General features: G+C 70.9%; 22 protein-coding genes and 1 tRNA gene. 11 read left to right on the forward strand and 12 right to left on the reverse strand.

The window, feature by feature from the left end; all coding sequences use genetic code 11:
• The first annotated feature begins 376 nt into the window (after positions 1–376).
• Positions 377–1,765, forward strand: coding sequence for an NAD(P)/FAD-dependent oxidoreductase (locus AC07DF_RS29165; RefSeq protein WP_184598197.1), 1,389 nt, complete (start codon positions 377–379; stop codon positions 1,763–1,765).
• A 222-nt stretch (positions 1,766–1,987) separates the two neighbouring features.
• Complete coding sequence (locus tag AC07DF_RS29170; RefSeq protein ID WP_478977691.1) at positions 1,988–3,280, forward strand: class I SAM-dependent methyltransferase; 1,293 nt, start codon at positions 1,988–1,990, stop codon at positions 3,278–3,280.
• Between the two features lie 59 nt (positions 3,281–3,339).
• Here AC07DF_RS29170 and AC07DF_RS29175 read toward each other — a convergent pair whose 3' ends face one another.
• Positions 3,340–5,868, reverse strand: a complete 2,529-nt coding sequence (locus AC07DF_RS29175; protein WP_478977694.1) for an ABC transporter permease — start codon at positions 5,866–5,868, stop codon at positions 3,340–3,342.
• 38 nt (positions 5,869–5,906) lie between these two features.
• Positions 5,907–6,677, reverse strand: coding sequence for an ABC transporter ATP-binding protein (locus AC07DF_RS29180; RefSeq protein WP_399018174.1), 771 nt, complete (start codon positions 6,675–6,677; stop codon positions 5,907–5,909).
• 418 nt (positions 6,678–7,095) lie between these two features.
• Here AC07DF_RS29180 and AC07DF_RS29185 point away from each other — a divergent pair.
• From AC07DF_RS29185 to AC07DF_RS29195, 3 genes are all read left to right on the forward strand, one after another.
• Positions 7,096–7,179: transfer RNA gene (locus tag AC07DF_RS29185), tRNA-Leu, on the forward strand.
• Between the two features lie 136 nt (positions 7,180–7,315).
• Positions 7,316–8,518, forward strand: a complete 1,203-nt coding sequence (locus tag AC07DF_RS29190) for a 4-hydroxybenzoate 3-monooxygenase (protein ID WP_478977699.1) — start codon at positions 7,316–7,318, stop codon at positions 8,516–8,518.
• Between the two features lie 153 nt (positions 8,519–8,671).
• On the forward strand, positions 8,672–9,580 hold the full coding sequence (locus AC07DF_RS29195; protein ID WP_478977702.1) for a Bax inhibitor-1/YccA family protein: 909 nt from the start codon (positions 8,672–8,674) through the stop codon (positions 9,578–9,580).
• Positions 9,581–9,650: 70 nt separating this feature from the next.
• Here AC07DF_RS29195 and AC07DF_RS29200 read toward each other — a convergent pair whose 3' ends face one another.
• Positions 9,651–9,881: a DUF4287 domain-containing protein gene (locus tag AC07DF_RS29200; RefSeq protein ID WP_382495775.1), complete on the reverse strand. Its 231-nt coding sequence runs from the start codon at positions 9,879–9,881 to the stop codon at positions 9,651–9,653.
• A gap of 101 nt (positions 9,882–9,982) precedes the next feature.
• On the opposite strand from AC07DF_RS29200, the gene AC07DF_RS29205 reads away from it, so the two are divergent.
• Positions 9,983–10,294, forward strand: a complete 312-nt coding sequence (locus AC07DF_RS29205) for a hypothetical protein (protein WP_478977706.1) — start codon at positions 9,983–9,985, stop codon at positions 10,292–10,294.
• Between the two features lie 97 nt (positions 10,295–10,391).
• Here AC07DF_RS29205 and AC07DF_RS29210 read toward each other — a convergent pair whose 3' ends face one another.
• The 3 genes from AC07DF_RS29210 to AC07DF_RS29220 all read right to left on the reverse strand — a co-directional run bounded on the left by AC07DF_RS29210 (position 10,392) and on the right by AC07DF_RS29220 (position 13,814).
• Positions 10,392–11,168: a hypothetical protein gene (locus tag AC07DF_RS29210; RefSeq protein ID WP_478977709.1), complete on the reverse strand. Its 777-nt coding sequence runs from the start codon at positions 11,166–11,168 to the stop codon at positions 10,392–10,394.
• Between the two features lie 273 nt (positions 11,169–11,441).
• Complete coding sequence (locus AC07DF_RS29215) at positions 11,442–12,659, reverse strand: acetyl-CoA C-acetyltransferase (RefSeq protein ID WP_478977712.1); 1,218 nt, start codon at positions 12,657–12,659, stop codon at positions 11,442–11,444.
• A 129-nt stretch (positions 12,660–12,788) separates the two neighbouring features.
• Entirely contained in the window at positions 12,789–13,814 is a 1,026-nt protein-coding gene (locus tag AC07DF_RS29220; RefSeq protein ID WP_478977715.1) for an SGNH/GDSL hydrolase family protein, read from the reverse strand.
• A gap of 159 nt (positions 13,815–13,973) precedes the next feature.
• Between AC07DF_RS29220 and AC07DF_RS29225 the strand changes: the two genes are divergently transcribed.
• Positions 13,974–15,380 carry a cystathionine beta-synthase gene (locus AC07DF_RS29225; RefSeq protein ID WP_478977719.1) on the forward strand — a complete coding sequence of 469 codons (1,407 nt, stop codon included), beginning with the start codon at positions 13,974–13,976 and terminating at the stop codon, positions 15,378–15,380.
• Between the two features lie 318 nt (positions 15,381–15,698).
• On the opposite strand, the gene AC07DF_RS29230 is transcribed toward AC07DF_RS29225, so the two are convergent.
• Complete coding sequence (locus tag AC07DF_RS29230) at positions 15,699–16,583, reverse strand: helix-turn-helix transcriptional regulator (RefSeq protein ID WP_478977722.1); 885 nt, start codon at positions 16,581–16,583, stop codon at positions 15,699–15,701.
• A 145-nt stretch (positions 16,584–16,728) separates the two neighbouring features.
• Here AC07DF_RS29230 and AC07DF_RS29235 point away from each other — a divergent pair, with 145 nt between their 5' ends.
• Positions 16,729–17,490, forward strand: a complete 762-nt coding sequence (locus AC07DF_RS29235) for an SDR family oxidoreductase (RefSeq protein ID WP_478977725.1) — start codon at positions 16,729–16,731, stop codon at positions 17,488–17,490.
• A 15-nt stretch (positions 17,491–17,505) separates the two neighbouring features.
• On the opposite strand, the gene AC07DF_RS29240 is transcribed toward AC07DF_RS29235, so the two are convergent.
• The 5 genes from AC07DF_RS29240 to AC07DF_RS29260 all read right to left on the reverse strand — a co-directional run bounded on the left by AC07DF_RS29240 (position 17,506) and on the right by AC07DF_RS29260 (position 21,332).
• A complete protein-coding gene (locus AC07DF_RS29240; protein WP_478977955.1) occupies positions 17,506–17,928 on the reverse strand; it encodes a hypothetical protein in 423 nt (140 codons plus the stop codon).
• A gap of 79 nt (positions 17,929–18,007) precedes the next feature.
• The gene (locus tag AC07DF_RS29245) at positions 18,008–18,940 is read right to left on the reverse strand and encodes an ABC transporter substrate-binding protein (protein WP_478977728.1); all 933 of its coding nucleotides are present in this window, start codon (positions 18,938–18,940) and stop codon (positions 18,008–18,010) included.
• 10 nt (positions 18,941–18,950) lie between these two features.
• Positions 18,951–19,649 (reverse strand): ABC transporter permease, encoded by a 699-nt coding sequence (locus AC07DF_RS29250; RefSeq protein ID WP_478977731.1) that lies wholly within the window; start codon positions 19,647–19,649, stop codon positions 18,951–18,953.
• A 1-nt stretch (position 19,650) separates the two neighbouring features.
• Positions 19,651–20,292: an ABC transporter permease gene (locus tag AC07DF_RS29255; RefSeq protein WP_478977734.1), complete on the reverse strand. Its 642-nt coding sequence runs from the start codon at positions 20,290–20,292 to the stop codon at positions 19,651–19,653.
• A complete protein-coding gene (locus AC07DF_RS29260) occupies positions 20,289–21,332 on the reverse strand; it encodes an ABC transporter ATP-binding protein (protein ID WP_478977737.1) in 1,044 nt (347 codons plus the stop codon). Before AC07DF_RS29260 ends, AC07DF_RS29255 begins: the two co-directional genes overlap by 4 nt.
• A 141-nt stretch (positions 21,333–21,473) precedes the next feature.
• Here AC07DF_RS29260 and AC07DF_RS29265 point away from each other — a divergent pair, with 141 nt between their 5' ends.
• The 3 genes from AC07DF_RS29265 to AC07DF_RS29275 all read left to right on the forward strand — a co-directional run bounded on the left by AC07DF_RS29265 (position 21,474) and on the right by AC07DF_RS29275 (position 24,562).
• Positions 21,474–22,979: an aromatic amino acid ammonia-lyase gene (locus tag AC07DF_RS29265; protein ID WP_478977740.1), complete on the forward strand. Its 1,506-nt coding sequence runs from the start codon at positions 21,474–21,476 to the stop codon at positions 22,977–22,979.
• Positions 22,976–23,839 (forward strand): MurR/RpiR family transcriptional regulator, encoded by an 864-nt coding sequence (locus tag AC07DF_RS29270; protein WP_478977743.1) that lies wholly within the window; start codon positions 22,976–22,978, stop codon positions 23,837–23,839. The genes AC07DF_RS29265 and AC07DF_RS29270 overlap by 4 nt, the downstream gene beginning before the upstream one ends.
• Before the next feature lie 138 nt (positions 23,840–23,977).
• Complete coding sequence (locus AC07DF_RS29275; RefSeq protein WP_478977746.1) at positions 23,978–24,562, forward strand: hypothetical protein; 585 nt, start codon at positions 23,978–23,980, stop codon at positions 24,560–24,562.
• The last annotated feature ends 8 nt before the right edge of the window (positions 24,563–24,570 follow it).

The following is a 24,570-nucleotide window of genomic DNA, read 5'->3' on the forward strand; positions in this document are numbered from 1 at the left end:
GCTCTGGTGAACCCTCCGGCGACAGCTCGTCGGAAAAGTTCGTGAAGTTCTTCACAAGGAATTCGGCCCGCGAGAGCGACAAGAAGGGTCCGGTTGACCCATCCGGGGCCCCAAGGCGCCTTTGAACATGTTCAGAAGCATGGTATGGAGAGGTCTGGGAAGGAGTCCGGAGCGGGACTCCGGGGTGGCCTCACGGAGGCCCTTTCCGCCCAGAGAGGCAGCTCACGCGGCATTGACAACGGCCCGGGGTGCACAAAGGATCCCGGTTGTCACCATGACATGGATCACGCGGGCCGCGGAGGATAACACACACCCTGCCCGAGCTTGTGAAGGGGCGCACGAGCCACCCCCCTGAGGCGGGTGGATACTCGATGGCATGAGCACCACGGAGCGTCCCAGGATCCTCGTAGTAGGCGGTGGGTACGTAGGCCTGTACGCAGCTCGGCGCATCCAGAAGAAGATGCGCTACGGAGAGGCGACCGTCACGGTCGTCGACCCCCGGTCGTACATGACCTACCAGCCCTTCCTCCCCGAAGCCGCCGCCGGCAACATCTCCCCGCGCCACGTCGTCGTCCCGCTGCGACGCGTGCTGCCCAAGGCGGAGGTTCTCACCGGCCGGGTCACCACCATCGACCAGGACCGCAAGGTCGCCACGGTCTCCCCGCTGGTCGGCGAGGCCTACGAGCTGCCCTTCGACTACCTGGTGATCGCGCTCGGCGCGGTCTCCCGCACCTTCCCGATCCCCGGTCTCGCCGAGCAGGGCATCGGCATGAAGGGCGTCGAGGAGGCCATCGGCCTGCGCAACCACGTCCTCGAGCAGCTGGACAAGGCCGACTCCACCACCGACGAGGAGATCCGCCGCAAGGCGCTCACCTTCGTCTTCGTGGGCGGCGGTTTCGCCGGTGCGGAGACCATCGGCGAGGTCGAGGACATGGCCCGCGACGCCGCGAAGTACTACAAGAACGTGTCCCGTGAGGACATGCGCTTCATCCTGGTCGACGCCGCCGACAAGATCCTCCCCGAGGTCGGTCCCAAGCTCGGCAAGTACGGCAAGGAGCACCTCGAGGGCCGCGGTGTCGAGGTCTACCTGTCCACCTCCATGGACTCCTGCGTCGACGGCCACGTGGTGCTGAAGAACGGCCTCGAGGTCGACTCCAGCACCATCGTCTGGACCGCCGGCGTCAAGCCCAACCCGGCCCTGTCCCGCTACGGCCTGCCCCTCGGCCCCCGCGGTCACGTCGACTGCGAGCCGACGCTCCAGGTCAAGGGCACCGACTACATCTGGGCCGCCGGCGACAACGCGCAGGTCCCGGACCTCGTCGGCCGCAAGGCCGGCAACGAGAACGCCTGGTGCCCGCCGAACGCCCAGCACGCGCTGCGCCAGGCCCGGGTCCTCGGCGACAACGTGGTCTCCGGCATGCGGGGCTTCCCGCAGAAGGACTACGCCCACGCCAACAAGGGCGCGGTGGCCGGTCTCGGCCTCCACAAGGGCGTCGCGATGATCGTCATGGGCAAGATGAAGATCAAGCTCAAGGGCCGTCTCGCCTGGTACATGCACCGTGGCTACCACGGTCTGGCGATGCCGACCTGGAACCGCAAGATCCGCGTCTTCGCCGACTGGACCCTGGCGATGTTCCTCAAGCGCGAGGTCGTCTCCCTCGGCGCGATGGAGACGCCGCGCGAAGAGTTCTACGAGGCCGCCAAGCCGGCCCCGGTCGCCGCCGCGCCGAAGGAGAAGACCGAGGAGAAGGCCAAGGCCTCCTGACCCACGGTCGCCCGCACCGAACCGAAGGACCTCCCGCCATCCGTGGTGCGGGAGGTCCTTCGGCGTTGCGGGAGGTCCTTCGGCGTTGTACGAACTCACCGCCGGGTGGGCGAAGTGGCGGTTTTGCTCAGACATGACGCGTGCCGGGGACTGCGCTGAGGCCCCGCGGGTGTTTACGTGGTGTCGGACATTCCGGGATTCCCCGTCACGGAGGTGTACACCATGGCAGACGCCGCGCAGCGGCTGCAGGGCCTCTTCGCACAGTTGCTGGGAGCACCGCCCCCGGTGCGCATCCGCGCCTGGGACGGTTCGCAGGCGGGCCCGCCGGGCGCGCCGACCCTGGTCGTACGCAACCGCCGCGCCCTGCGCCGCCTGCTGTGGAAGCCGGGCGAACTGGGTCTGGCCCGCGCCTGGGTGGCGGGCGACCTGGACATCGAGGGCGACCTCTACACCGCTCTCGACCTGCTCGCCGGAGACATCTGGGAGCGCGGCGAGGACGCCCGCACCCTCGCCCAGGCCCTGCGCGACCCCGAGGTCCGCTCCGCCGTACGCGGGCTCATCAAGCTCGCCGGGACCCCGCTGCCGCCCGCCCCGCCCCCCGAGGAGGCCCGCGCCCCCCGCCGCCACCTGCACACCAAGCGCAGCGACAGACGCGCCATCAGCCACCACTACGACGTCGGCAACGACTTCTACGAGATCGTCCTCGGCCCGTCCATGGTGTACTCCTGCGCCTACTGGCCCGGCCCCGACGCCACTCTCGAACAGGCGCAGCACGACAAGCTCGAACTCGTCTGCCGCAAGCTGGGCCTGAGCCCCGGTCAGCGGCTGCTCGACGTCGGCTGCGGCTGGGGTTCCATGGCCATCCACGCCGCCCGCGAGCACGGCGTGAGCGTCGTCGGCGTCACGCTCTCCCAGGAGCAGGCCGCCTACGCCCGCAAGCGCGTCGCGGAAGAGGGCCTCACCGACCGGATCGAGATCCGCGTACAGGACTACCGGGACGTCCGCGACGGCCCGTACGACGCGATCTCCTCGATCGGCATGGCCGAACACGTCGGCGCCGAACGGTACCTGGAGTACGCCGACGGCCTGTACGACCTGCTCAAGCCCGGCGGCCGGCTGCTGAACCACCAGATCGCCCGCCGCCCGCAGCGGGACGAGTCGACGTACGAGGTCGACGCGTTCATCGACTCCTACGTCTTTCCCGGCGGTGAACTCCAGCCCGTCGGTGTCACCGTCACCCAGCTGGAGCGCGCCGGTTTCGAGGTGCGCGACGTCGAGTCGATCCGCGAGCACTACGCCCTCACGCTGCGCCGGTGGGTCGACCGCCTGGAGGCCGACTGGAAGCGTGCCGTCCAGCTCACCGGCCCCGGCCGCGCCCGCGTCTGGCGTCTGTACATGGCCGCCAGCGCGGTCGCCTTCGAGCGCAACCGCATCGGCGTCAACCAGATCCTCGCCGTGCGGGTCCCCGAATCCGGGGAGTCGGGCATGCCCCTGCGCGCCCGTACCTGGAACTGACACGACCAAGGCCCCCTTTCCCGCCCGGCGGGAAAGGGGGCCCTCGCGTCGGTGTCGCGCTACTCCGCCTTGATCGCTTCCAGCATGTTCAGCCGGGCCGCCCGCCGGGCCGGCCACAGCGCCGCGAGGACACCCACGGTCGCGGCCAGCAGCAGGAAGAGACCCATCCGCGCCCAGGGCAGGACCAGCTCGTACGTCGCCAGCTTCGTGGCCAGCAGCTCACCGGCCGCCCAGCCGAAGAAGACGCCCAGGCCGATGCCCAGCACCGCGCCGAACAGGGAGATCACCAGGGACTCCAGGCGGACCATCCGCTTGATGCCCTTGCGGTCCAGGCCGATCGCCCGGAGCATGCCGATCTCCTGGGACCGTTCGAAGACCGACATGGCCAGGGTGTTGATGACGCCGAGGATCGCCACGATCACCGCCATGGCGAGCAGGCCGTAGACCATGTTCAGCATCAGCGTGAACATCTGCGCGATCTCGTTGGTGATGTCCTGCTTGTCCTGGACCTTGATGGCCGGGTTGGTGCCGAGGGCCTTCTCCAGCTTGTCCTGCGTCGCGCCGGACGGGCCGTCGGAGGTCTTCACCATGACCTTCATGTTGTACGGGTCCGACACGTGCGGGGCGAGGACCTTCTCGTCGAGCAGGATGCCGCGCAGGAACTCGTTGCTCTCGTAGGTCCCGGCGACCGTCAGCTTCTGCTTCTCGCCGTCCTCGAAGGAGGCGCTGAAGCTGGAACCGGCCTTCCAGCCGTAGCTCTTGGCGGTCTCGCTGTCCACGACGACCTGGCCGCCGCCGACCTTGAAGGAACCGCTGTCGACCTTCGGTCCGGCCAGCTCGCCGATCGCGGCGCCATTGACGCCGGTCAGGTACTCGCTCTGGCCGTCGATCCGGGACTCGGCGTTGAGCATCGGGCTGGTGGCGCTGACGCCCTCGGTCCGCTTCAGCTTCCGCTCGACGTCCGGCGACAGCGGGTTGCCGTTCGCCATGGACACCACGTAGTCGGCCTTGACCGACGACGACGCCATCTTCTCGATCGCCTGCTGGAGGCTGCCCGCCATCACCGTCATCCCGGTGATCAGGGTCAGGCCGATCATCAGCGCGGAGGCGGTGGCGGCCGTGCGGCGCGGGTTGCGTACCGAGTTCTGCCGGGCCAGCTTGCCGGAGACGCCGAAGACGCGCAGCACCGGTGCCGCGGCGGCGATCAGCGGGCGGGACAGCAGCGGGGTCAGGATGAACACGCCGATGATCAGCAGCACCGCGCCGAGGCCCATGGGCAGCTGGCCGTCCGAGCCGTCCATCGTGGAGGCCACCAGGACCACCGCGACGCCCGCGGCCGAGACCAGCGCGCCCAGCGTGTTGCGCAGCACCAGCGACTTGGTCGTGGCCTTGGCGTGCACGCTGTTCATGGCCGCCACCGGCGGGATCTTCGCGGCCCGGCGGCCGGGCAGCCACGCCGCCAGCATGGTCACCAGGATGCCGACCGCGAGCGCGGCGACGATCGTGGCGGGCTTGACGACCAGCGGCCCGTCGGGCACGGTCCCGCCGAACGAGCCCATCAGCTCGCGCAGTCCGGCCCCGATGCCGATGCCCGCGGCCAGACCGGTCACGGCGGCGACCGCCCCGACCACGAACGCCTCGATGAGCACCGACCGCGTCACCTGCCGGCGCGAGGCGCCGACCGCCCGCATCAGCGCCAGCTCCTTGGTGCGCTGGGCGACCAGCATGGTGAAGGTGTTGGCGATGATGAACGTGCCGACGAACAGGGCGATGCCGGCGAAGACCAGCAGGGCCGTCTGCATGCCGCTCATCGACCGGGAGATGGACTCCGCCTGGTCGTCGGCGAGCTGCTGGCCGGTGGTGGTGGCGACGGTGCCCTCGGGCATCGCCTTGTCCAGCTCCGCCTTCAGCGCGGCCTGGGTGACGCCCGGCTTCGCCTTGACGACGATCTGGTCGTACACGCCCGGCTTGCCCAGCAGCTTCTGGGCGGTCGCCGTGTCGAACAGGGTGAGGCTGCCGCCGGCCGCGACGTTGCCGTCGTCGGTGGTGAAGATGCCGCTGATCTTCGGGGTCAGCACCGGGCCGTCCACCGACATCCGTACGGTGTCGCCGACCTCGTACCCGGCGCGCTCGGCCGTCTCGGAGTCGATGAGGATCTCGCCCGGGCCCTTGGGCGCGTGCCCGCTCGCCAGCGGGTAGCGCGGGTCCTCGGCGCCCCAGTAGTTGCCGCCCTGCGACTGGAAGCCCTCGCCGATCAGCTTGCCGTCCTTGTCGGCGATGGCGGTGAAGCTCTGCACGACGCCGATGGCGGACGCGGCCCCGGGGACCCGCTCGCTCTTGTCGAGGACGGCCTGGTCCAGCTCGTGGAGCTTGCCGACCCGGTCGCCCTCGCCGTCCTGGTAGTCCGCCGTCATGGCGACGTCGACCTGGTCGAAGCCCTTGGCGGAACTCTTCTGGAAGGCGTCGGAGATGGTGTTGGTGAAGACCAGGGTCCCCGACACGAAGGCCACGCCGAGCATCACGGCGAGGACGGTCATCAGGAGCCGGGCCTTGTGCGCGAGCACGTTGCGCAAGGCGGTACGGAACATGGGTTCTTCTTCTCAGTCCTGTCGGTCCTGACGGGGGATCAGCTGGTGCGGCCCTTGGCGTCGAACGCCTTCATGCGGTCGAGTACCGAGTCGGCCGTCGGCCCGTGCATCTCGTCCACGATCCGGCCGTCCGCGAGGAAGACGACCCGGTCCGCGTAGGCCGCGGCCACCGGGTCGTGAGTCACCATCACCACCGTCTGGCCCAGCTCCCGCACGGAGTTGCGCAGGAAGCCCAGCACCTCGGCGCCGGAGCGCGAGTCGAGGTTTCCGGTGGGCTCGTCCCCGAAGATGATCTCGGGTTTGGACGCCAGCGCCCGCGCCACGGCGACGCGCTGCTGCTGACCGCCCGACAGCTGCGAGGGCCGGTGGCCCAGCCGGTCCGCCAGGCCGACCATCCGGATGACGGAATCCAGCCACTGCTTGTCCGGCTTACGGCCCGCGATGTCCATCGGAAGGGTGATGTTCTCCAGGGCCGTCAGGGTCGGCAGCAGATTGAACGCCTGGAAGATGAAGCCGATCTTGTCCCGGCGCAGCTTGGTCAGCTGCTTGTCCTTCAGGGAGCCGAGCTCGGTGTCGCCGATGCGCACCGACCCGGAGGAGAAGGAGTCGAGACCGGCCACGCAGTGCATCAGGGTCGACTTGCCGGAGCCGGAGGGGCCCATGATCGCGGTGAACTCGGCCTGCCGGAAGTCGGCGGAGACCCGGTCCAGGGCGACCACCTGGGTCTCACCCTGCCCGTAGATCTTCGACAGATCCGTGGCGCGCGCGGCTACGGCGGTGGCCCGGTCGGCGAGGGAAGCGGTGGTCACGGGATGGCACTCCTGTCGGGACGGCGATGGTGTCGTGAGGACGTGATCCATCGTCCGGGTCCCCCGCCCCCCTGTAGTCACCCGCAGTTCCCGTTCCGGGGGCCGACTTCGGTCTGACCGCGAGCGGCGGTGTCATACCTGGGGATGACGAACGCCCCTGAGTGGGCCCGGTGTCGGGGGCCCGTGAGGGGCGGATGTCGAGAACAGGTGGAGTGCCCTCGTTCAGGCGGTGAAATTCCGTCATTCCGTATGCGGCGCCCAACGCCGCACGCAAGGCTATTGGCAAGTGCGGATGGCGCGTTCCGTGTGCTGATGCACCCTCAGACGTCAATAAAATAAGACAACATCGGTCCGTGCTTCCGCTGTTCGGGGGATCCGTCCCGATAGTCTCGGGACCTCGACGCGGAGCCCATGGCCTGCCCGGATGGTGGAATGCAGACACGGCGAGCTTAAACCTCGCTGCCCCTTCGCGGGCGTGCCGGTTCGAGTCCGGCTCCGGGCACCCTTCCGACTCCTGCATGGTTCATTGAAGAGTTCACGGCATGCCCGTTGACAGCGGGAGCATGCCGTCGGAAACTCACATCCGGTACTGGTGAAAAAATTTTCACCACACGAACAAGAGCGAGAGAAGGTGCCCGATGCGCACCACCGTCGGCATCATCGGAGCCGGCCCCGCCGGCCTCCTTCTGGCCCGGCTGCTCCACAACGCCGGCATCGACTCCGTCGTCCTGGAGAGCCACGACCGTGCCTACGTCGAGCGGCGGCAGCGGGCCGGGATCCTGGAGCAGGGCACGGCGGACGTGCTGCGCGCGGCCGGCGCCGGGGAGCGCATGGACCGCGAGGGCCTGCGCCACGACGGCATCGAACTGCGCTTCGACCGCCGGCGCCACCGCGTCGACTTCCCGGCCCTCACCGGTGGCCGGTCCGTGATGGTCTACGCCCAGACCGAGGTCTGCAAGGACCTCATCGCCCTCCAGCTCCGGGAGGGCGGCCCGCTGCTGTTCGAGGCGGAGGCGCTGGCCGTGGAGGACGCCGGCACCGACGCCCCGCGCGTCCGCTTCCGGCACGAGGGCCGCGAGGACGTCCTGGAGTGTGACTACGTCGTCGGCTGCGACGGCTTCTGGGGCGTGGCCCGCAAGGCGATCCCGGCCGAACTGACCCAGGTCTTCGAACGGACGTACCCTTTCGGCTGGCTCGGCATCCTCGCCGACGTGCCCCCCTCGCACGACGAGCTGGTCTACGCCCGCCACGACCGCGGCTTCGCCCTCCTCTCCATGCGCTCGCCGTCCGTCTCGCGCCTCTACCTCCAGGTGCCCGACGGCACCGACGCGGGGGCGTGGAGCGACGAGGAGATCTGGGACGAGCTGGAGCGCCGCTTCGAGACCGCCGACGACTGGACTCTGGAGCGCGGCCCCATCACCCAGAAGTCCGTCACCCCGATGCGCTCCTACGTCCACGAGCCCATGCGCCACGGCCGCCTCTTCCTCGCCGGTGACGCCGCGCACATCGTGCCGCCGACCGGCGCCAAGGGGCTGAATCTCGCCGTCGGCGACGTCGTGACGTTCGCGCGGGCCCTGACGCACCGCAAGGTGACCGGTTCGGCGGAACTGCTGGATGCCTACTCGGAGACCTGCCTGCGCCGGATCTGGCAGGCCGAGCGGTTCTCCTACGACATGACGACCCTGCTGCACCGCGCCCCGGGCGCGACCGGCTTCGAGGACCGGCTCCAGCTCGCCCGGCTGGAGCGGATCGCCTCCAACCGGGCCGCCGAGACCGACCTGGCGGAGGGGTACACGGGGTTCCCCTTCGGGCCGGGCTCGGACGAGGTTCGGGCGAGCTGATGAATGACCCCCTCCGGTGAGGGGAATCACGAAGCCACGTAGCGTGTTGCGCAGCATGACGAGGGAAAGATCCTCCCCAAGCAGTAGGGTCATTCCTTTGCCTACCTATTACTCTTGAGCCAAGGCCACGCCTGGTGGCCATGGAGGAGTGAAATGAGGAGCAGAAACCCGGTCTTCTCGCGACGGGGGTTCAGCCGCGACAACGGCTACGCGGGCTTCAACACCGCGCCGCAGGCCGGGGGTCCCGCTGTCGCCACGCAGGGCAACCCGTACGCGCAGCCGACGGGCGACCAGTACGCGCAGAACCCGTACGCGCAGAACCCTTACGCCCAGCAGGACCTGCAGCACGGCGCACCGCCGCAGGCGCCGGCCACCACCGGCCGGATGACCATCGACGACGTCGTCCTGCGCACGGCGAGCACGCTCGGTGTGCTCATCCTCACCGCCGCGCTCTCCTGGGCCCTGCTGCCGATCGACGACGCCAACATCGGCCGTAGCTACGGCATCGGTATCGGCGCCGCGCTGATCGGCATGGTCCTGGCGTTCGTGCAGTCCTTCAAGCGCAAGGCCTCGCCCGCGCTGATCCTGACGTACGCCGCGTTCGAGGGTGTCTTCCTCGGCGTCGTCTCCAACATCGTCGACAACCGCATCGCCGACGGCGCGGCCATGCAGGCCGTGATCGGCACCATGGCGGTGTTCGCCGGTGTGCTGGTCGCGTACAAGGCCGGCTGGATCCGCGTCAACCGCCGTTTCTACGGCTTCGTGATGGCGGCCGCGCTGGGCTTCATCCTGCTGATGACCGTGAACCTGCTGTTCGCGGTGTTCGGCGGCGGTGACGGCCTCGGCTTCCGCAGTGGTGCCCTCGGCGTGATCTTCGGCGTCATCGGCATCATCCTCGGCGCCTGCTTCCTCGCCCTGGACTTCAAGCAGGTCGAGGACGGCATCGCCTACGGGGCTCCGCGCGAGGAGGCGTGGTTCGCGGCCTTCGGCCTCACGCTGACGCTGGTGTGGATCTACCTGGAGTTCCTGAGGCTCATCTCGATCCTCAACAGCAACGACTAGTACGGCCAGTCCTGACAGTCGTACGCGATAGGGCCCCGGCTTCGGCCGGGGCCCTTCTCGTTGTCCGCGCCTAGAGCAGTTTGCGCGCGGCCCTCCTCAGGTCGTACTCGTGGATGATCGCCTTGGCGTGGCCGTAGGCCAGGTTGTGTTCGTGCCGGAGCCAGCTGACCTTTTCCTCGAAGCGGAAGAGCGCCGGGCCATCTTCGACGGTGCGAAGCCAGTCGGTGATCTCACGACCGGTGCAGTGGGGGATGCGGGCTAGCAGGTTGCGATGGGTCTCTTCGGAGAAGACTTGGGACATCGGCGCCTCCGGACGCTGGGATGTAAGCCGGTCCTTCAGGTCACCGTGCCTGAGTGTTCGCCCGTTGGCAACAGTCCCGGTGCGACGCGTACGCTCGCGACGTGGTTGATACGACGCCTCTGACCCGTGCGGTGGATCACTTCGCCGATCGTTTGAGGGCCGCGCCCCAGAGCCGGCTGCAGCGGGGCGCTGCCGCTGAGGCTCTCGGGCTGGCCCGGGAGTTGGCCCGGAGGGCGCAGCTGCTCGAGGAGCCGGGCGTGGAGCCTCGGGAGATGCCGGATGCGGGGATGTTTGCTGCCGCAGATCAGATCACCGTGGCCGGGCATGATCTGGCGGTCGTGGTTCCCAGTGACGCCGACGTCGGTGAAGCGGTGACGTTGGTGGAGGAGGCGCAGAAGCGGGCGGGGGTCTGAGCGTCGTTCGCGGGTGCGGGGTGCGTCGTGGTTGCTCGCGCCCACGCGGCGGAGCCGCACATCGACACAGCCCCGCGCCCCTGAAGGGGGCGCTCCACTACAGGGACGAGATGACCCTGTCCGCCAGGATGTAGACGTTCTCCTCGCCGCACTCGAACGTGAGCGAGTACGCGCCTGACACGCCTGAGCCGCCCAGGAGGGTCGGAGTCTCGCCGGCGCGCAGGGCGGCGGCGAGGCGTTCCGCGGTTTCCCGGTGGCCCGGGGTCATGCACAGGGTCGTGCCGTCGGCGAAGACGTAGACGTCGAGGGTCCCCAGCGGGCCCGGGCGGACGTCCGTCAGCTCCACGCGGGAGGAGGCCAGCTCCTCCAGGGTGGCGACCGTGCGCTCGTGGTCGTTCACCACGGGCGACTGGGCCGGCACGAAGTCCGGGTGGGAGGGGTGACGGCGGCGGGCCGCGGCCAGCTCCGGGGACTCGGCCGGTTCCTCGGTCTCGGCGCCGGGCTCGGACACCGACTCCAGACCCGCGAAATCGGCCTGCCGGGGCAGGAACAGATCGTGTTCGGGCAGGCCCAGCAGGGAGGGCGCGTCGGAGGCGTCACGGGTCTCCTGGGCGGCCCAGAACGCCCGCGCCTCGGCGAGCTCCCGCTCCCGTTCCTCGGCCAGCGCGGCCGCGACGGCGGCGCGTATCTCCTCGGTGTCGGCAGTGCGGGCGGCCGGCAGCAGGGCGCGGGTGGCGGCGGCGCGGTTCTCGGCCAGTGCGGTGTGCAGGGCCGCGACCTGTCGCCGCAGCTGCAGGACGGTGCGCAGGACGGCAACGCCCACGGCGCCCGTGGCGGCCGTGGTGACCAGCAACGCGATCGGCATGGCGCTCACTGACGTACTCCCGGTTCAAAGTCGACCCCCGACTTCCTACATCAGCTTGAAGGGCGGACTAACCAGCTGTCATTGCGTAACGTCACGAAACGGACAGGGCTTCGGCCTCGGGGGAGGGGGTGTGGCTGCTGTGACCTGCGCTTCTCCCCGGGCGGAGGGAGATACGTCACATCCTGGGGGAGATTGGATCACAAAACGGCCCGGAACCCTGGAGTTTCCGGGGTTCCGGGCCAACGCCTCACAGCCGGTGCTATGGCGGCTACGGTGCGGTGCTCAGCTGAGGCGCTCGATGACCATGGCCATGCCCTGGCCGCCGCCGACGCACATCGTCTCCAGACCGAACTGCTTGTCGTGGAACTGGAGGGAGTTGATGAGCGTGGTGGTGATGCGGGCGCCGGTCATGCCGAAGGGGTGGCCGACGGCGATGGCACCGCCGTTGACGTTCAGCTTCTCCAGCGGGATGCCCAGGTCGCGGTAGGAGGGGATCACCTGGGCGGCGAACGCCTCGTTGATCTCGACCAGGTCGATGTCGTCGATGGTCAGGCCGGCGCGGCCCAGGGCCTGCTTGCTCGCCTCGACCGGGCCGAGGCCCATGATCTCGGGGGAGAGGCCGGAGACGCCGGTCGACACGATGCGGGCGAGCGGGGTGAGGCCGAGCTCCCGGGCCTTGGTGTCGGACATGATCACGAGCGCGGCGGCGCCGTCGTTCAGCGGGCAGCAGTTGGCGGCGGTGACCAGGCCGTCGGGGCGGAAGACCGGCTTGAGGCCCTGGACGCCCTCCAGGGTGACGCCGGCGCGGGGGCCGTCGTCCTTGGCGACGACCGTGCCGTCGGGGAGCGTCACCGGGGTGATCTCGCGCTCCCAGAAGCCGTTCTTGATGGCTTCCTCGGCGAGGTTCTGCGAGCGGACGCCGAACTCGTCCATGTCCTGGCGGGTGACGCCCTTGGCGCGGGCCAGGTTCTCGGCGGTCTGGCCCATCGCGATGTACGGGTCGGGCAGCAGGCCGTCCTCGCGCGGGTCGTGCCAGGTCGAGCCCTCGGACTGGGCGGTCTCGGCGGTGCGGGCCTCGGCGTCGGCGAAGAGCGGGTTGTGCGTGCCGGGGATGTCCGAGCTGCCGTTCGCGTACCGGGAGACGGTCTCGACGCCCGCCGAGATGAAGACGTCGCCCTCGCCGGCCTTGATGGCGTGCAGGGCCATGCGGGAGGTCTGCAGGGAGGAGGAGCAGTACCGGGTGACGGTGCAGCCCGGCAGGTGGTCCATCCCCATCTGCACGGCCACGATGCGGCCGAGGTTGTGGCCCTGCTCGCCGCCGGGCAGGCCGCAGCCGAGCATCAGGTCGTCGATGTCCTTCGGGTCCAGCTCGGGGACCTTGGCCAGGGCGGTCTGGACGATCGTGGCGGCCAGGTCGTCGGGGCGGAGGTCCTTGAGGGAGCCCTTGACGGCGCGGCCGATGGGGGAGCGGGCGGCTGAGACGATCACGGCTTCGGGCATCACGGCTCCATTGACGTACCGGGTGGTCTGGCTGGGCTGTCTGGGAAGTTACCCGTACGTATGGGCTGGGTCACGGGTCTCGCGGTGTGACCCTGGCCGCAGTTTACTAAGCGCTTGCTTTCCCTGCCTTCAGTTCGAGGGCGTGGCAGGCGCCGGCTCCTGCTCGGGTACCCGCCTGCGCCGCCGGCGCTTGAGCAGGGCCCAGGGTCCCCGCGACCCGCTCGGCATCGCCGCCGCGACCTCCGTGCCCGCCTCCGACGCGGCCTCCGCCGCCGCCCGGGCCACCGGCAGGAAGCCCTCGCGACGGGAGGCGTCCGGCCGCTCCTCCTCGGCCGGCCACAGGCCGAGGGAGGCGCAGACGCTCGGCAGGACCGCCATCGCCGCCGTCGCATATCCCTCGGCGGAGGGGTGGTAGCTGTCGGGGCCGAACAGCTCGCGCGGGTTCTCGGCGAACTCGGGGCCCAGCAGGTCGCCCAGGGACACGGTGCGGCCGCCCTGCTCGACCACTCCGATCGTCTGGGCGGCCGCCAGCTGGCGGGAGGCCCGTCGCGCCAGCCAGCGCAACGGCTGCCGGACCGGCTCGATGGTGCCCAGGTCGGGACAGGTGCCGACCACCACCTCCGCGCCGGCCGTGCGCAGCCGCCGTACCGCCGACGCCAGGCAGCGGACCGAGCGGGTCGGGGGCATGCGGTGGGTGACGTCGTTCGCGCCGACCATGATCACGCAGATGTCGGGCACCGGATCGGAGTCGGCCAGCACCAGGGCCACCTGGCGGTCCAGGTCGTCCGAACGCGCCCCGGGTGTCGCCACCGTGCGCAACCGCACCGGGCATTCCGCCAGCGCCGCGAGCCCCGACGCCAGCAGCGCACCCGGTGTCTGCCCGGAACGGTGCACGCCCTGGCCCGCGGCCGTGGAGTCGCCCAGCATCGTCAGCCGCAGCGGCGACTCACCGGAGCCGGCGTACGCACGGCCGTACAGCCCGTCCGCGTTCGGCACGTGCCCGGACGTGCCGTTGCCCACCCGGCGCCGCGCCAGCTGCACCTCCGCCAGCACAAGCCCCACGGCGGCCGCCCCCGCCAGACCGATCCCGCCGCCGCCGTACGCCGCGCCGGCCGCGATCCGCCGGGCCACCCTCGCCCTCGACATGCTCGTCATGCGTCGCCGCCACCTCCTCGAACCCGTACACCCAGTGCTTGCCCCGTACAGGCCGTCGCCCAATCTCAACGCGGAGTGAACGACCGTCACGGACCACGGGCAGCACATAGGCTGGCGGCACCACACAGACCACTTCTTCTGCGGCATCCGGAGACAACGGTGCAGTTCCACGACTCGATGATCAGCCTCGTCGGCAACACCCCGCTGGTGAGGCTCAACAGCGTGACCAAAGGCATCAGGGCGACCGTCCTGGCCAAGGTGGAGTACTTCAACCCCGGCGGATCCGTGAAGGACCGCATCGCCCTGCGCATGATCGAGGCCGCGGAGGAGAGCGGCGCGCTCAAGCCCGGCGGCACGATCGTCGAGCCGACCAGCGGCAACACCGGCGTGGGGCTCGCCATCGTGGCGCAGCAGAAGGGGTACAAGTGCATCTTCGTGTGCCCCGACAAGGTGAGCACCGACAAGATCAACGTGCTGCGCGCGTACGGCGCCGAGGTCGTCGTCTGCCCGACCGCCGTGGACCCCGAGCACCCGGACTCGTACTACAACGTCTCCGACCGGCTGGTCCGTGAGACGCCGGGCGCCTGGAAGCCCGACCAGTACTCCAACCCCCACAACCCGCTCTCCCACTACCACTCCACCGGCCCCGAGCTGTGGGAGCAGACGGAGGGGAAGATCACCCACTTCGTGACGGGCGTGGGCACCGGCGGCACCATCTCCGGGACCGGGCGCTATCTGAAGGAGATCAGCGACGGCAAGGTGCGGGTGGTCGGCGCCGACCCCGAGGGCTCCGTCTACTCCGGCGGCTCCGGGCGGCCGTACCTCGTCGAGGGCGTCGGCGAGGACTTCTGGCCGACCGCCTACGACCGGACCGTCGCGGACGAGATCGTCGCCGTGTCCGACAAGGACTCCTTCCAGATGACCCGCCGCCTGGCCAAGGAGGAGGGCCTCCTGGTCGGCGGCTCCTGCGGCATGGCGGTCGTCGCCGCGCTGGAGGTCGCCGCCCGGCTCGGCGAGGACGACGTCGTGGTGGTCCTGCTGCCGGACAGCGGGCGCGGCTACCTCAGCAAGATCTTCAACGACGAGTGGATGGCCGACTACGGCTTCCTCGAGGACTCGGGCCCGAGCGCCCGCGTCGGCGACGTCCTGGCCGACAAGGAGGGCGACCGCATGCCCTCCCTCGTCCACATGCACCCGGAGGAGACGGTCGGCCAGGCCATCGACGTACTGCGTGAGTACGGCGTCTCGCAGATGCCGGTCGTCAAGCCGGGCGCGGGCCACCCCGACGTCATGGCCGCCGAGGTCGTCGGCTCGGTCGTCGAACGCGAGCTGCTGGACGCGCTGTTCAGCAAGAGCGCCTCGCTCGACGACCCGCTGGAGAAGCACATGTGCGGCCCGCTGCCCCAGGTCGGCTCCGGCGAACCGGTCGAGGACCTGATGGCCGTGCTGGGCAAGGCGGACGCGGCGATCGTCCTGGTCGAGGGCAAGCCGACCGGTGTGGTCAGCCGGCAGGACCTGCTGTCCTTCCTCGCCAGGACCGGGAAAGCGGCGGCGAACACCCGGTGAACCACCCGTGAACCGGGTGAACTCGGGGCGTCCGTGATCTTCGTGGACTTCGCGGAAGTGGTACGAGGGTGTCACGTTCGCGCAGCACCCGCTTAACACGGGTCCTGCACATTGGTGGGTGTCGGCAGGGCGGGAGCGGCTCCCCGCCCGGGTCGACGCCGTAGGCGTCAAGGACCTCCGGAGCGGCTCCCGGACCTCCAAGGACCCTACTGACGCGCCAGCCCGGCCCTGACCAGGCCCGCGTCTCTCGCGGGGACCGCCGTCGTCCCGCCCCCCGAACAGGGGGTGCGGCGGTCCCCGCGCATTTTCTTCCCGGACTCAGCCGGCCCGGCTCGTCGCCCAACTCCCCAGCAGCGCCAGGCGCTCCGCCGTCTCCGAGCCCGGTTCCGGTGTGTAGGCGACGATCGTCTGGTCCGGAGCCCCGGGGATCGCGAGGGTCTCGTACGGGAGGGTCAGCAGGCCGGCGACCGGGTGCCGCAGCTGTTTCACTCCGTGGTCGCAGGGCTTGACCCGGTGATCGGCCCACAGGCTGCGGAAGTCCTCGTCGGCACGGGAGAGTTCGGCGACCAGTTCCCCGGTGGCGGGGTCCCCGGGGTGGTGGCCCGCCTGCAGCCGCAGATGGGCGACCGTCTGGCCCGCGATCGCCGCCCAGTCCGGATAGATCTCGCGGGCGGCGGGGTCGAGGAAGACGCGGCGCGGGATGCTGAGCTCCTCGCAGCCGGGTCCGCCGAAGTCGAGCAGGGCGTCGGCGAGCGCGTTCCAGCCGAGGACGTCCATGCGGTGGTCCAGGACGTACGCCGGATTGCGGTCCATGCCGTCCAGGATCAACTGGACACCCGGGCGCACCCGGGACGCGGCCTCCCCGGGCCCGGGCCGAGCGGACGAGGCCGGTGCGCTCTCGACCCGGCGGGGCCGGGCGACCGCCCGCAGATACGCGTGCTCCGCCTCGTCCAGCCGCAGCACCCGCGCGACCGCGTCCAGCACGGCGTCCGACACGCCACCGGACTTCGTCCGGGACGGGTCCCCGGGCCCCCTGCCCTGCTCCAGACGGACGTAGTAGTCGACGCTCACCCCGGCCAGCTGCGCCACCTCCTCACGGCGCAGCCCCGGGACACGTCGGCGGCCGTAGGAGGGCAGCCCCACCTCCTCCGGCTGGATACGGGCACGGCGCGAGCGCAGGAAATCTCCCAGTTCTCCGTCCATGCCTTCGAGCCTAGGCGCCTCGCGCGAGGCGAACCTGGTACTGGCAGACCCAGGAAAAGCGCCCCCCTGGGTAGGGCGGCCGACGGTGCCGAGGGTGGTGGACGAGGCCGGGGAGACGCCCCGGCCACCACCGAGGGGATCTCCCATGTCGTACGAGAACCTGGCCGGCCGTACCGCCGTCGTCACCGGAGCAGCGAGCGGGATCGGTGAGGCCATCGCCGTCCTGCTGGCCGACCGGGGCGCCCGGGTGGCTTTGCTGGCCCGGCGTGAGGAACGGCTGACGGCGCTCGCCGGGAAGATCCGGGCCGACGGCGGGCAGGCCCTGACCGTCGTCGCGGACGTCACCGACGAGACGTCCGTGGCGGCCGCCGCCGACCGGATCCACACGGAGTTCGGGCCCGTCGACCTGGTCGTCAACTCCGCCGGCGTGATGCTGCCGCACCCCGTCGACGCCCGGCGCGCCGACGAGTGGCAGCGGATGCTCGACACCAACGTCGCCGGTGTGCTGCGGATCATCGGCGCCTTCACCGGCGACCTGGTGGGCGCGGCCGCGGACGGCCGTACGGCCGACATCGTGAACATCTCGTCCATCGCCGCGCACGTCAGCTTCCCGAACTACGCGGTCTACGGCGCGACCAAGGCGGCCGTCACCTATCTGTCGGAGTCCCTGCGCGGCGAGTTCGGGCCGCGGGACGTCCGGGTCACCAACATCGAGCCCGGGTTCGTCGAGAGCGAGCTGCTCGCCCACATCGGCGACGCGGAACTGGCCCGGCAGGTGGCGGAGCTGCGGGACCAGGTGGGCGCGCTGTCCGCCGAGGAGCTGGCCGACCTGGTGGCCTACGCGACCAGCCGGCCGCGCCGGGTCAATCTGCGGCAGATCGTCGCGCTGCCCACCCGGCAGGCCTGAACGGCGGGCGCCCGCTCAGTCCTCCCAGCCACCGGCCTGGGAGGACTTGCTGCGGCCGAACAGTTCCGGGTTGGTGCGGACGGCCTGGACGAGGTTGACGCCCACGATGCCGGCCCAGGCGACGAGCATGCCGGGCAGCTGGGCCACGCCCCCGCCGATCGCGGACAGCGGCACCGCGAGGACCAGGGAGACGATGCCGAAGCCGAAGCGCTCGCCCCAGGAGTCCGTGGGCCGAGGCGCCCGGGAGTCCCGGGCCGTCTGCATCTGCTGCTCGGCGAGCTGCCGGCGCACCCGGCGGTCCACCGCGCCGTCGATCCGCTGGTCGACCTTCTCCAGGAACGAGTCGACCAGCGCGGACTCGTACTCCTCGCCCAGCTCCCTGCGCGCGTGCAGGGTGGCGTCGAGTTCCTTCTTCAGCTCGGTGTCCCGCGCGTCCATTCCGGTCATGCGGTCCACGGTAGGGAGTGGGGGCACCGGCCGCACTGGGGATATCCCCCCTGTGGGCCGGGGGTTTCGCTCACTTCATCAGCCCGTGCTGCCTCGCGTAGGCGTCCGCCACGTCCTGCGGGTCCTTCTTGTCCTTGTCCACCTGGCGGTTGAGCTCGGTGAGCTGGGCGGTGGTCAGGACGTTGCCGAGTGCGGCCAGGGCCTTGCGGACGGTGGAGTCGGCCTTGCGGTCGGCTATGAGGGGGACGACGTGCTGGCCGGGGATCAGGTTCCTGGGGTCCGACAGCACCACCCAGTCGTTGGCCCGGATGTCCGTGTCGGTGGTGAAGAGGTTGGCCACGTCCACGTCGCCCTTCTTCAGGGCGCCCTTGACCAGCGGGCCGGAGGAGTCGAGCGACTTGAACTCCTTGAACTCCACCCCGTACACGTCCTTGAGGCCGACCACACCGACCTGGCGCTTCTTCACCTCGGCCGAGGCGCCGATGACGAGCTTGCCGTTCTGCTTCCTCAGATCCGCGAGGGAGGCCAGGCCGTACCTGCGTGCCGTCTCCCGGGTGACGGCGAAGGCGTCCGAGTCCTCGGCCATGCCGTACGGGAGGACCTGGAGTCCCTTCGGCAGGGCCATGGTCAGCGCGTTCTGCATCGCGCCCTCCTCGGTCGCCGTCGCCTTCGGATCGAGGTAGTGCAGGAGCGCCCCCTGGTACTCGGGGAGGAGGTCGATGTCGCCGCCCTTGAGCGCGGGGATGAGGATCTCGCGGGTGCCGAGGTTCGGGCGGACGGTGGTCTGGACACCGGCCGCTTCCAGGACGGCCGCGTACAGGTACCCGAGCACCTGGTTCTCGGTGAAGTTGGCGGTGCCGATGGTGACGCCGCCCTTGCTGGAGCCGCCGCCACCGGTGGTGGTGCCCTGGTTGTCGAGGGAGGTGATGCCGCTCGCGCAGGCGGAGAGGGCGGGTACGGAGGCGGCCGCGAACAGGCCGCCGAGAAGGGTCCTGCGGTTCAAGGGGAACTCCCTAGACAGTGCGGGTAGGGATGCCCTCGCTCGAGCGGAGCCGGAAGCGGGGGACGACGAGGAAGCGCTGGAGGACGGAGAGCGCGAGGTCCAGGACGACGGCGATCACCGCGACCAGCACCGCGCCGCCGAGCACCTGGACGAGGTCACGCTGGGCGAGGCCGTCGAAGACATAGCGGCCCAGACCGCCGAAGGAGACGTACGCGGCGATGGTGGCGGTGGCGACCACCTGGATCAGGGCCAGGCGCAGGCCCGTCATGACCAGGGGGAGGGCGAGCGGCAGCTCCACCTGGAAAAGCACCTGGTGACCGCGCATGCCCTGGCCGCGTGCCGCGTCCTTCACGTCCGGGTCGACGGAGGTCATGCCCGCGTAGGTGTTGGTGACGATCGCCGGGACCGCGAGGGCGACCAGCGCGATGTACACCGGCCACATGGACAGCCCGCTGGCCAGGAAGACCAGCACCACCAGACCGACGGTGGGCAGGGCCCGGCCGAAGGACGCGAGGTTGATGGCGAGGAACGCGCCCCGGCCGGTGTGGCCGATCAGCAGACCCAGCGGGAGGCCGATGGCCGCCGCGACGAGGGTGGCCAGGAGCGAGTACTGCAGGTGCTCGGCGATGCGGTGGGCGATGCCGTCGGGGCCGGACCACTGATCACCGCTGACCAGCCAGGCGCCGAGGTTCTCGAACAGCTCGTACATCTCAGGCTCGCCGCCTCTTCCACGGAGTGAGGACGTACTGGAGGGCGACCAGCAGGGCGTCCGCCAGCACGGCCAGGAGCAGGGTCAGGACGACGCCGACGATCACCGGGGTGGGGAAGTTGCGCTGGAAGCCGTCCGTGAACAGCTGGCCGAGGCCGCCGTCACCGATGTAGGTCGCCACCGACACGAGGGAGATCGACATGACGGTGGCGATCCGCACACCCGCCATGATCACGGGCAGGGCGAGCGGAAGCTCGACGGTGAGCAGGGTGCGCAGGGGACGCGTGCCCATCGCCCTCGCGGCCTCCTTCGTCCTCGCCGGGACCGAGTCGAGGCCCTCGACGGTGTTCCGGAGCAGGACGACCAGGGTGTAGATCGTCAGCCCGACGACCGTGGTGGTGCGGGTCAGGCCGGAGACCGGGAGCAGGAGGACGAAGACCGCGATCGACGGAATGGTGAACAGGACGTTCGAGGCGCCGAGGAGGAAGCCGCGCAGGGGCTTCACGCGGTGGGCGAGAACGGCCAGCGGAAGCGAGATCAGCAGGCCGAGGAGGACGGCCGTGAGGGCGGCCTGGAGGTGGGAGAGGGTGAGGGCCGTGAGGTCGCCCGTGTGGTCGGCGAGCCAGGACCGGTCGACGGTCATGCGGCCACCCGGGCTTCGCTGTGGGCGCGGCCCGCGTGCGCGTGTATGTCGTCGCGGGATGTCACGCCGGTGAGAGCTCCGTCCGCGTCGACCCGGGCGACCAGGCCGGTGGGGGAGGCGACCGACTCGTCGAGGGCCGACAGCAGGGAGTCGGTGTCCTTGAGCGGTCGTACGGGGAGCTCGGCGTCCTTCGTGTCGCTCGACCGCCAGTGCAGCGGCCTGCGTGCCTCGTCGAGGACGAGGTTCCAGGCACCGCCCTCGGGGGCCGGGCCCTGTGGGACGTCCGCGAGGGTCTTCAGGGAGAGCAGCTTCAGGCCGCGCTCGGCGCCGAGGAAGCCGGCGACGAAGTCGTCGGCCGGGCGGGCCAGCAGCTCGGCGGGCGGTGCGCACTGCACCAGGTGGCCGCCGGTGCGGAAGACCGCGATGCGGTCGCCGAGCCGGACGGCCTCGTCGACGTCGTGCGTGACGAAGACGATGGTCTTGCTCAGCTCCTGCTGCAGGCGGAGCAGTTCGTCCTGCAGCTGGGTGCGCACGACGGGGTCGACCGCGCCGAACGGCTCGTCCATGAGCAGCACGGGCGGGTCGGCGGCCAGGGCGCGTGCCACACCGACGCGTTGCTGCTGGCCGCCGGAGAGCTGGTGCGGGTAGCGCCGGCCGGAGTCGGCGGACAGGCCCACGAGCTCCAGGAGTTCGGCTGCTCTGGCCCGTGCCTTGCGGCGGCCCCAGCCGAGCAGCAGCGGCACGGTGGCGATGTTGTCGAGCACCGTCCGGTGCGGGAAGAGGCCGGCCTGCTGGATGACGTACCCGATGGAGCGGCGCAGCTCGGCGGCGTCCTGGCGCTGGACGTCCTTGCCGCCGACCCGGACGGTGCCGGAGCTCGGCTCCACCATCCGGTTGATCATCCGCAGGGTGGTCGTCTTCCCGCAACCGGAGGATCCGACGAGGACCGTCACGCCGCCTTCCGGCAGCTCGAGGCTGAGGTCATGGACTGCTGTGGTGCCGTTCGGGAAGCGCTTGTGGACCGCATCGAACTGGATCATGAGATGTCCCTTGCCCGGCTGTATAACGTCATGCAGAGTTCTTGGTGTCTGAATAGGTTGTCAATGCTCCGGCGTTAATCCGCGGTAACGGATGACCGGTGGGCAAGATCCGTTGTCAGGATTGAGGGGAGTTTGGGCGCTATGTCGTCTCGGATCGTGGACATGTCCGTTTCCCTGGAGAGCGGCCCGGTGGTGCTCGACGGCAGCGGGCTCGGTGTCACGGACGTCGTGCGCCTCGCCGACGGGGCCGCGCGGCCGGTCCCGGACCCGGCCGCCATGAAGCGCGCCGAAGAGTCCTGGAACGCCGCCCGGCAGATCGCCGCGACCGGACGTGTCTACGGCCGTTCCACCGGTGTGGGCGCCAACCGGAACGAGGACCTGCCCACCGAGACCGCCGCCGGACACGGCCTGCGCCTGCTGCGCAGCCACGCGGGCGCCATCGGCGCGGAGCTGCCCGCCCGGCAGGTGCGGGCGATGCTCGCCGTACGGGCCAACCAGTTGCTCGCGGGCGGTGCGGGGCTGCGGCCCACCGTCGTCACGGCCCTGTGCGAGGCGCTGGAGAACGGGGCGTACCCGGTCGTCAACGAGTTCGGCTCCGTGGGCACGGGCGACATCGCGGCGCTGGCGCAGATGGGGCTGGCGCTGGCCGGGGAGCACGCGTGGCGCGGGTCAGGTGCCCCCGAGTCACAGCCCCTGGACAACAACGACGCGCTGGCTCTGATCAGCAGTAACGCTCTCACCCTCGGCCAGTCGGCCCTCGCCCTGCACGAACTGCGCGGGCTCATCGCCGCCACCCAGGTCGTCGCCGCCCTGTCGTTGCTCGCCGTCGACGGTTCCCACGAGGCCTACGCCGCGCCCGTGCACGCGGTCCGGCCGCACCGGGGCTCCACCGACGTCGCCCGCAGCATGCGGGAACTGATCGGCGCCGAGGACCGGCCCGCACCGCCCCTCGGCCGGATCCAGGACCCGTACGGCTTCCGCTGCGTGCCCCAGATCCACGGCCCCGCGCAGGATGCCGCCGCCGCCCTGGAGGCCGTACTCGCCGTCGAGATCAACGCGGCGGCCGAAAACCCCCTCATCTGCGCCGAGGACATGGCCGCCTACCACCACGGCGGCTTCTACCAGGCGCAACTGGCCCTCGCCCTGGACCACTTCAGGCTGGCGGTGACACAGGTGGCACGGCTGTCGACGTCCCGTCTGTCGGCCCTCAACGAGCCTGCCTACACACGCCTGCAGCCCTTCCTCGCCGATCGCGAGCCCGCCTCGTCCGGCGTGATGATCCTCGAGTACGCCGCCGGGGCCGCCCTGGGCGACTTGCGCGCCTTCTCGGCGCCCGCGTCGCTCGGCCACGCTGTACTCTCCCGAGGCGTCGAGGAACAGGCCAGCTTCGCCTCGCTCGCGGCACGGCAGGCGCTGCGCGCGTGCGACGCGTACCGTCTCGTCGTCGGCTGTGAACTCGTCGCCGCCGTACGGGCACTGCGTCAGCGCGGCCTCGCCCCCGAGCCGGGTCTGCCACTGGGCCGGGCGCTGGAGCTGGCCGGGGCGGTGCTGGACGACGACCCGGCCGACCGGCCGCTCACGGACGACGTGACGGCCGCGGCCCGGCTGCTCGACAGGTTCACGGACATCTCGAGGGGGAGCGCATGACGAGCGCGGACAGGAACACCGGCCTTTCGGACAGCCCCGCCGCACGGTTGCAGGCGCTCTTCGAGGGCCACCGGCTGACGCCGACCCAGCGGCGTATCGCGCACAGCATGGTGCGGCGGGCCGCCGACGTGCCGTTCCTGTCGAGCGTGGAACTCGCCGAACTGGCCGGGGTCAGCCAGCCGTCCGTGACCCGCTTCGCCGTGGCCCTGGGCTTCGACGGCTACCCGGCCCTGCGCCGCCATCTGCGCGAGGTCGCCCCCGCCGAACCCGCGGCGGACGCCGGGTCCGTCAACGAGTACCAGCAGGCCGTCGAGGCCGAGATCGCGAACCTGCGGCACCTGGCGGAGGCCCTGGCCGACACCGGGCCCGTGCAGCGGGCCGGGCGCGTCCTCGCGTCCTCCCGGCCGCTCCCCGTCCTCGGCCTGCGGGCGGCGGCCGCCCAGGCGCACGGCTTCGCCTACTTCGCCGCCAAGGTCCACCCCGACGTACGGCTGCTCAACGAGGGCGGCACGATGCTCCAGGACCGCATCGACGCCGCCGTCCGGGCCGGTGCCACCGCACTGCTCTGTTTCGCGCTGCCCCGGCACCCCCGCGAGGTCGTCGACACCCTCGCCCACGCCAAGGAGGCCGGGCTGACCGTCGTCACGGTCGCCGACTCCGCCTTCGCGCCGGTCGCCAAGGTGTCCGACCTGCTGCTCCCCGCCGCGGTCGGCACCGGCCTGGCCTTCGACACGGCCTGTGCGCCGATGCTCCTCGGCCGGGTGCTGCTGGAGGCGATGTGCGACGACCTGCCCGAGGCCCAGTCCCGCCTGGAGGAGTTCGACACGAAGGCGGCGGCACGGGGCCTGTTCGTCGACTGAGCAACCATGCGGCGCAGGCGCAGCCGTGCGCCCGGCACGGCGCGCGCGCCGGTTTCTCAGACCCGTCTCACGTTGCGTCGCTAACGTGCCTCTCCTGCACCCCCTTCAGAGGATTCGGAAGACGGTACGGAGGCTGACGTGACGCGCGGAGGACAAGGACTGGCTCGGGTCGCCGTCGTCGTACGGGCGGGGGCGGCACCGCTGTGGTGGCTGGGCGTGTGCGCCGCGGGCATCGGCGTCCTCGCACCGGGACTGACCGGCCGCCGCATCGGCGTCCTGGCCGGGGCGGCGCTGTTCCTCCTGGCGACGGCCGTGGTGGCCTGCGGAGGCCGCAAGCGCTGCGTCACCCTGGCCGCCTCCGCGTCCCGCGCCGGCAAGCACGACGTTCTCCAGGACCGCGCGGTGACCGTACGCAACTGGCGCCGCCACCACCGCTGGTGGCTCCTCCTCGCCTTCCTCGCCGCCCTCGGCACCGCCTTCGCCGTCCCTGCCGCCGGCGGCATGCTGCTGGCCGGCTGCGGAGCGGGCCTGTGGCTGAAGGCGGCGTGGCTGGGCCGCCGGGAGCGGGCCGACGAGGCGTTGCTGTGGGTCCGGGTGGACTGGCTGCGCGGGGGCGCGGGCAGCCCGGCGGGCAAGCCGGTCAAGGGCTATCGCAACACGGGCATCGTGGCGGGGGACGCGGCCCCGGGCGGGGCGCGCAGGAAGTCGCCGGCGCTGGTGTGAGCGCTCCT

Source organism: Streptomyces sp. NPDC044719 (genome assembly GCF_056433405.1).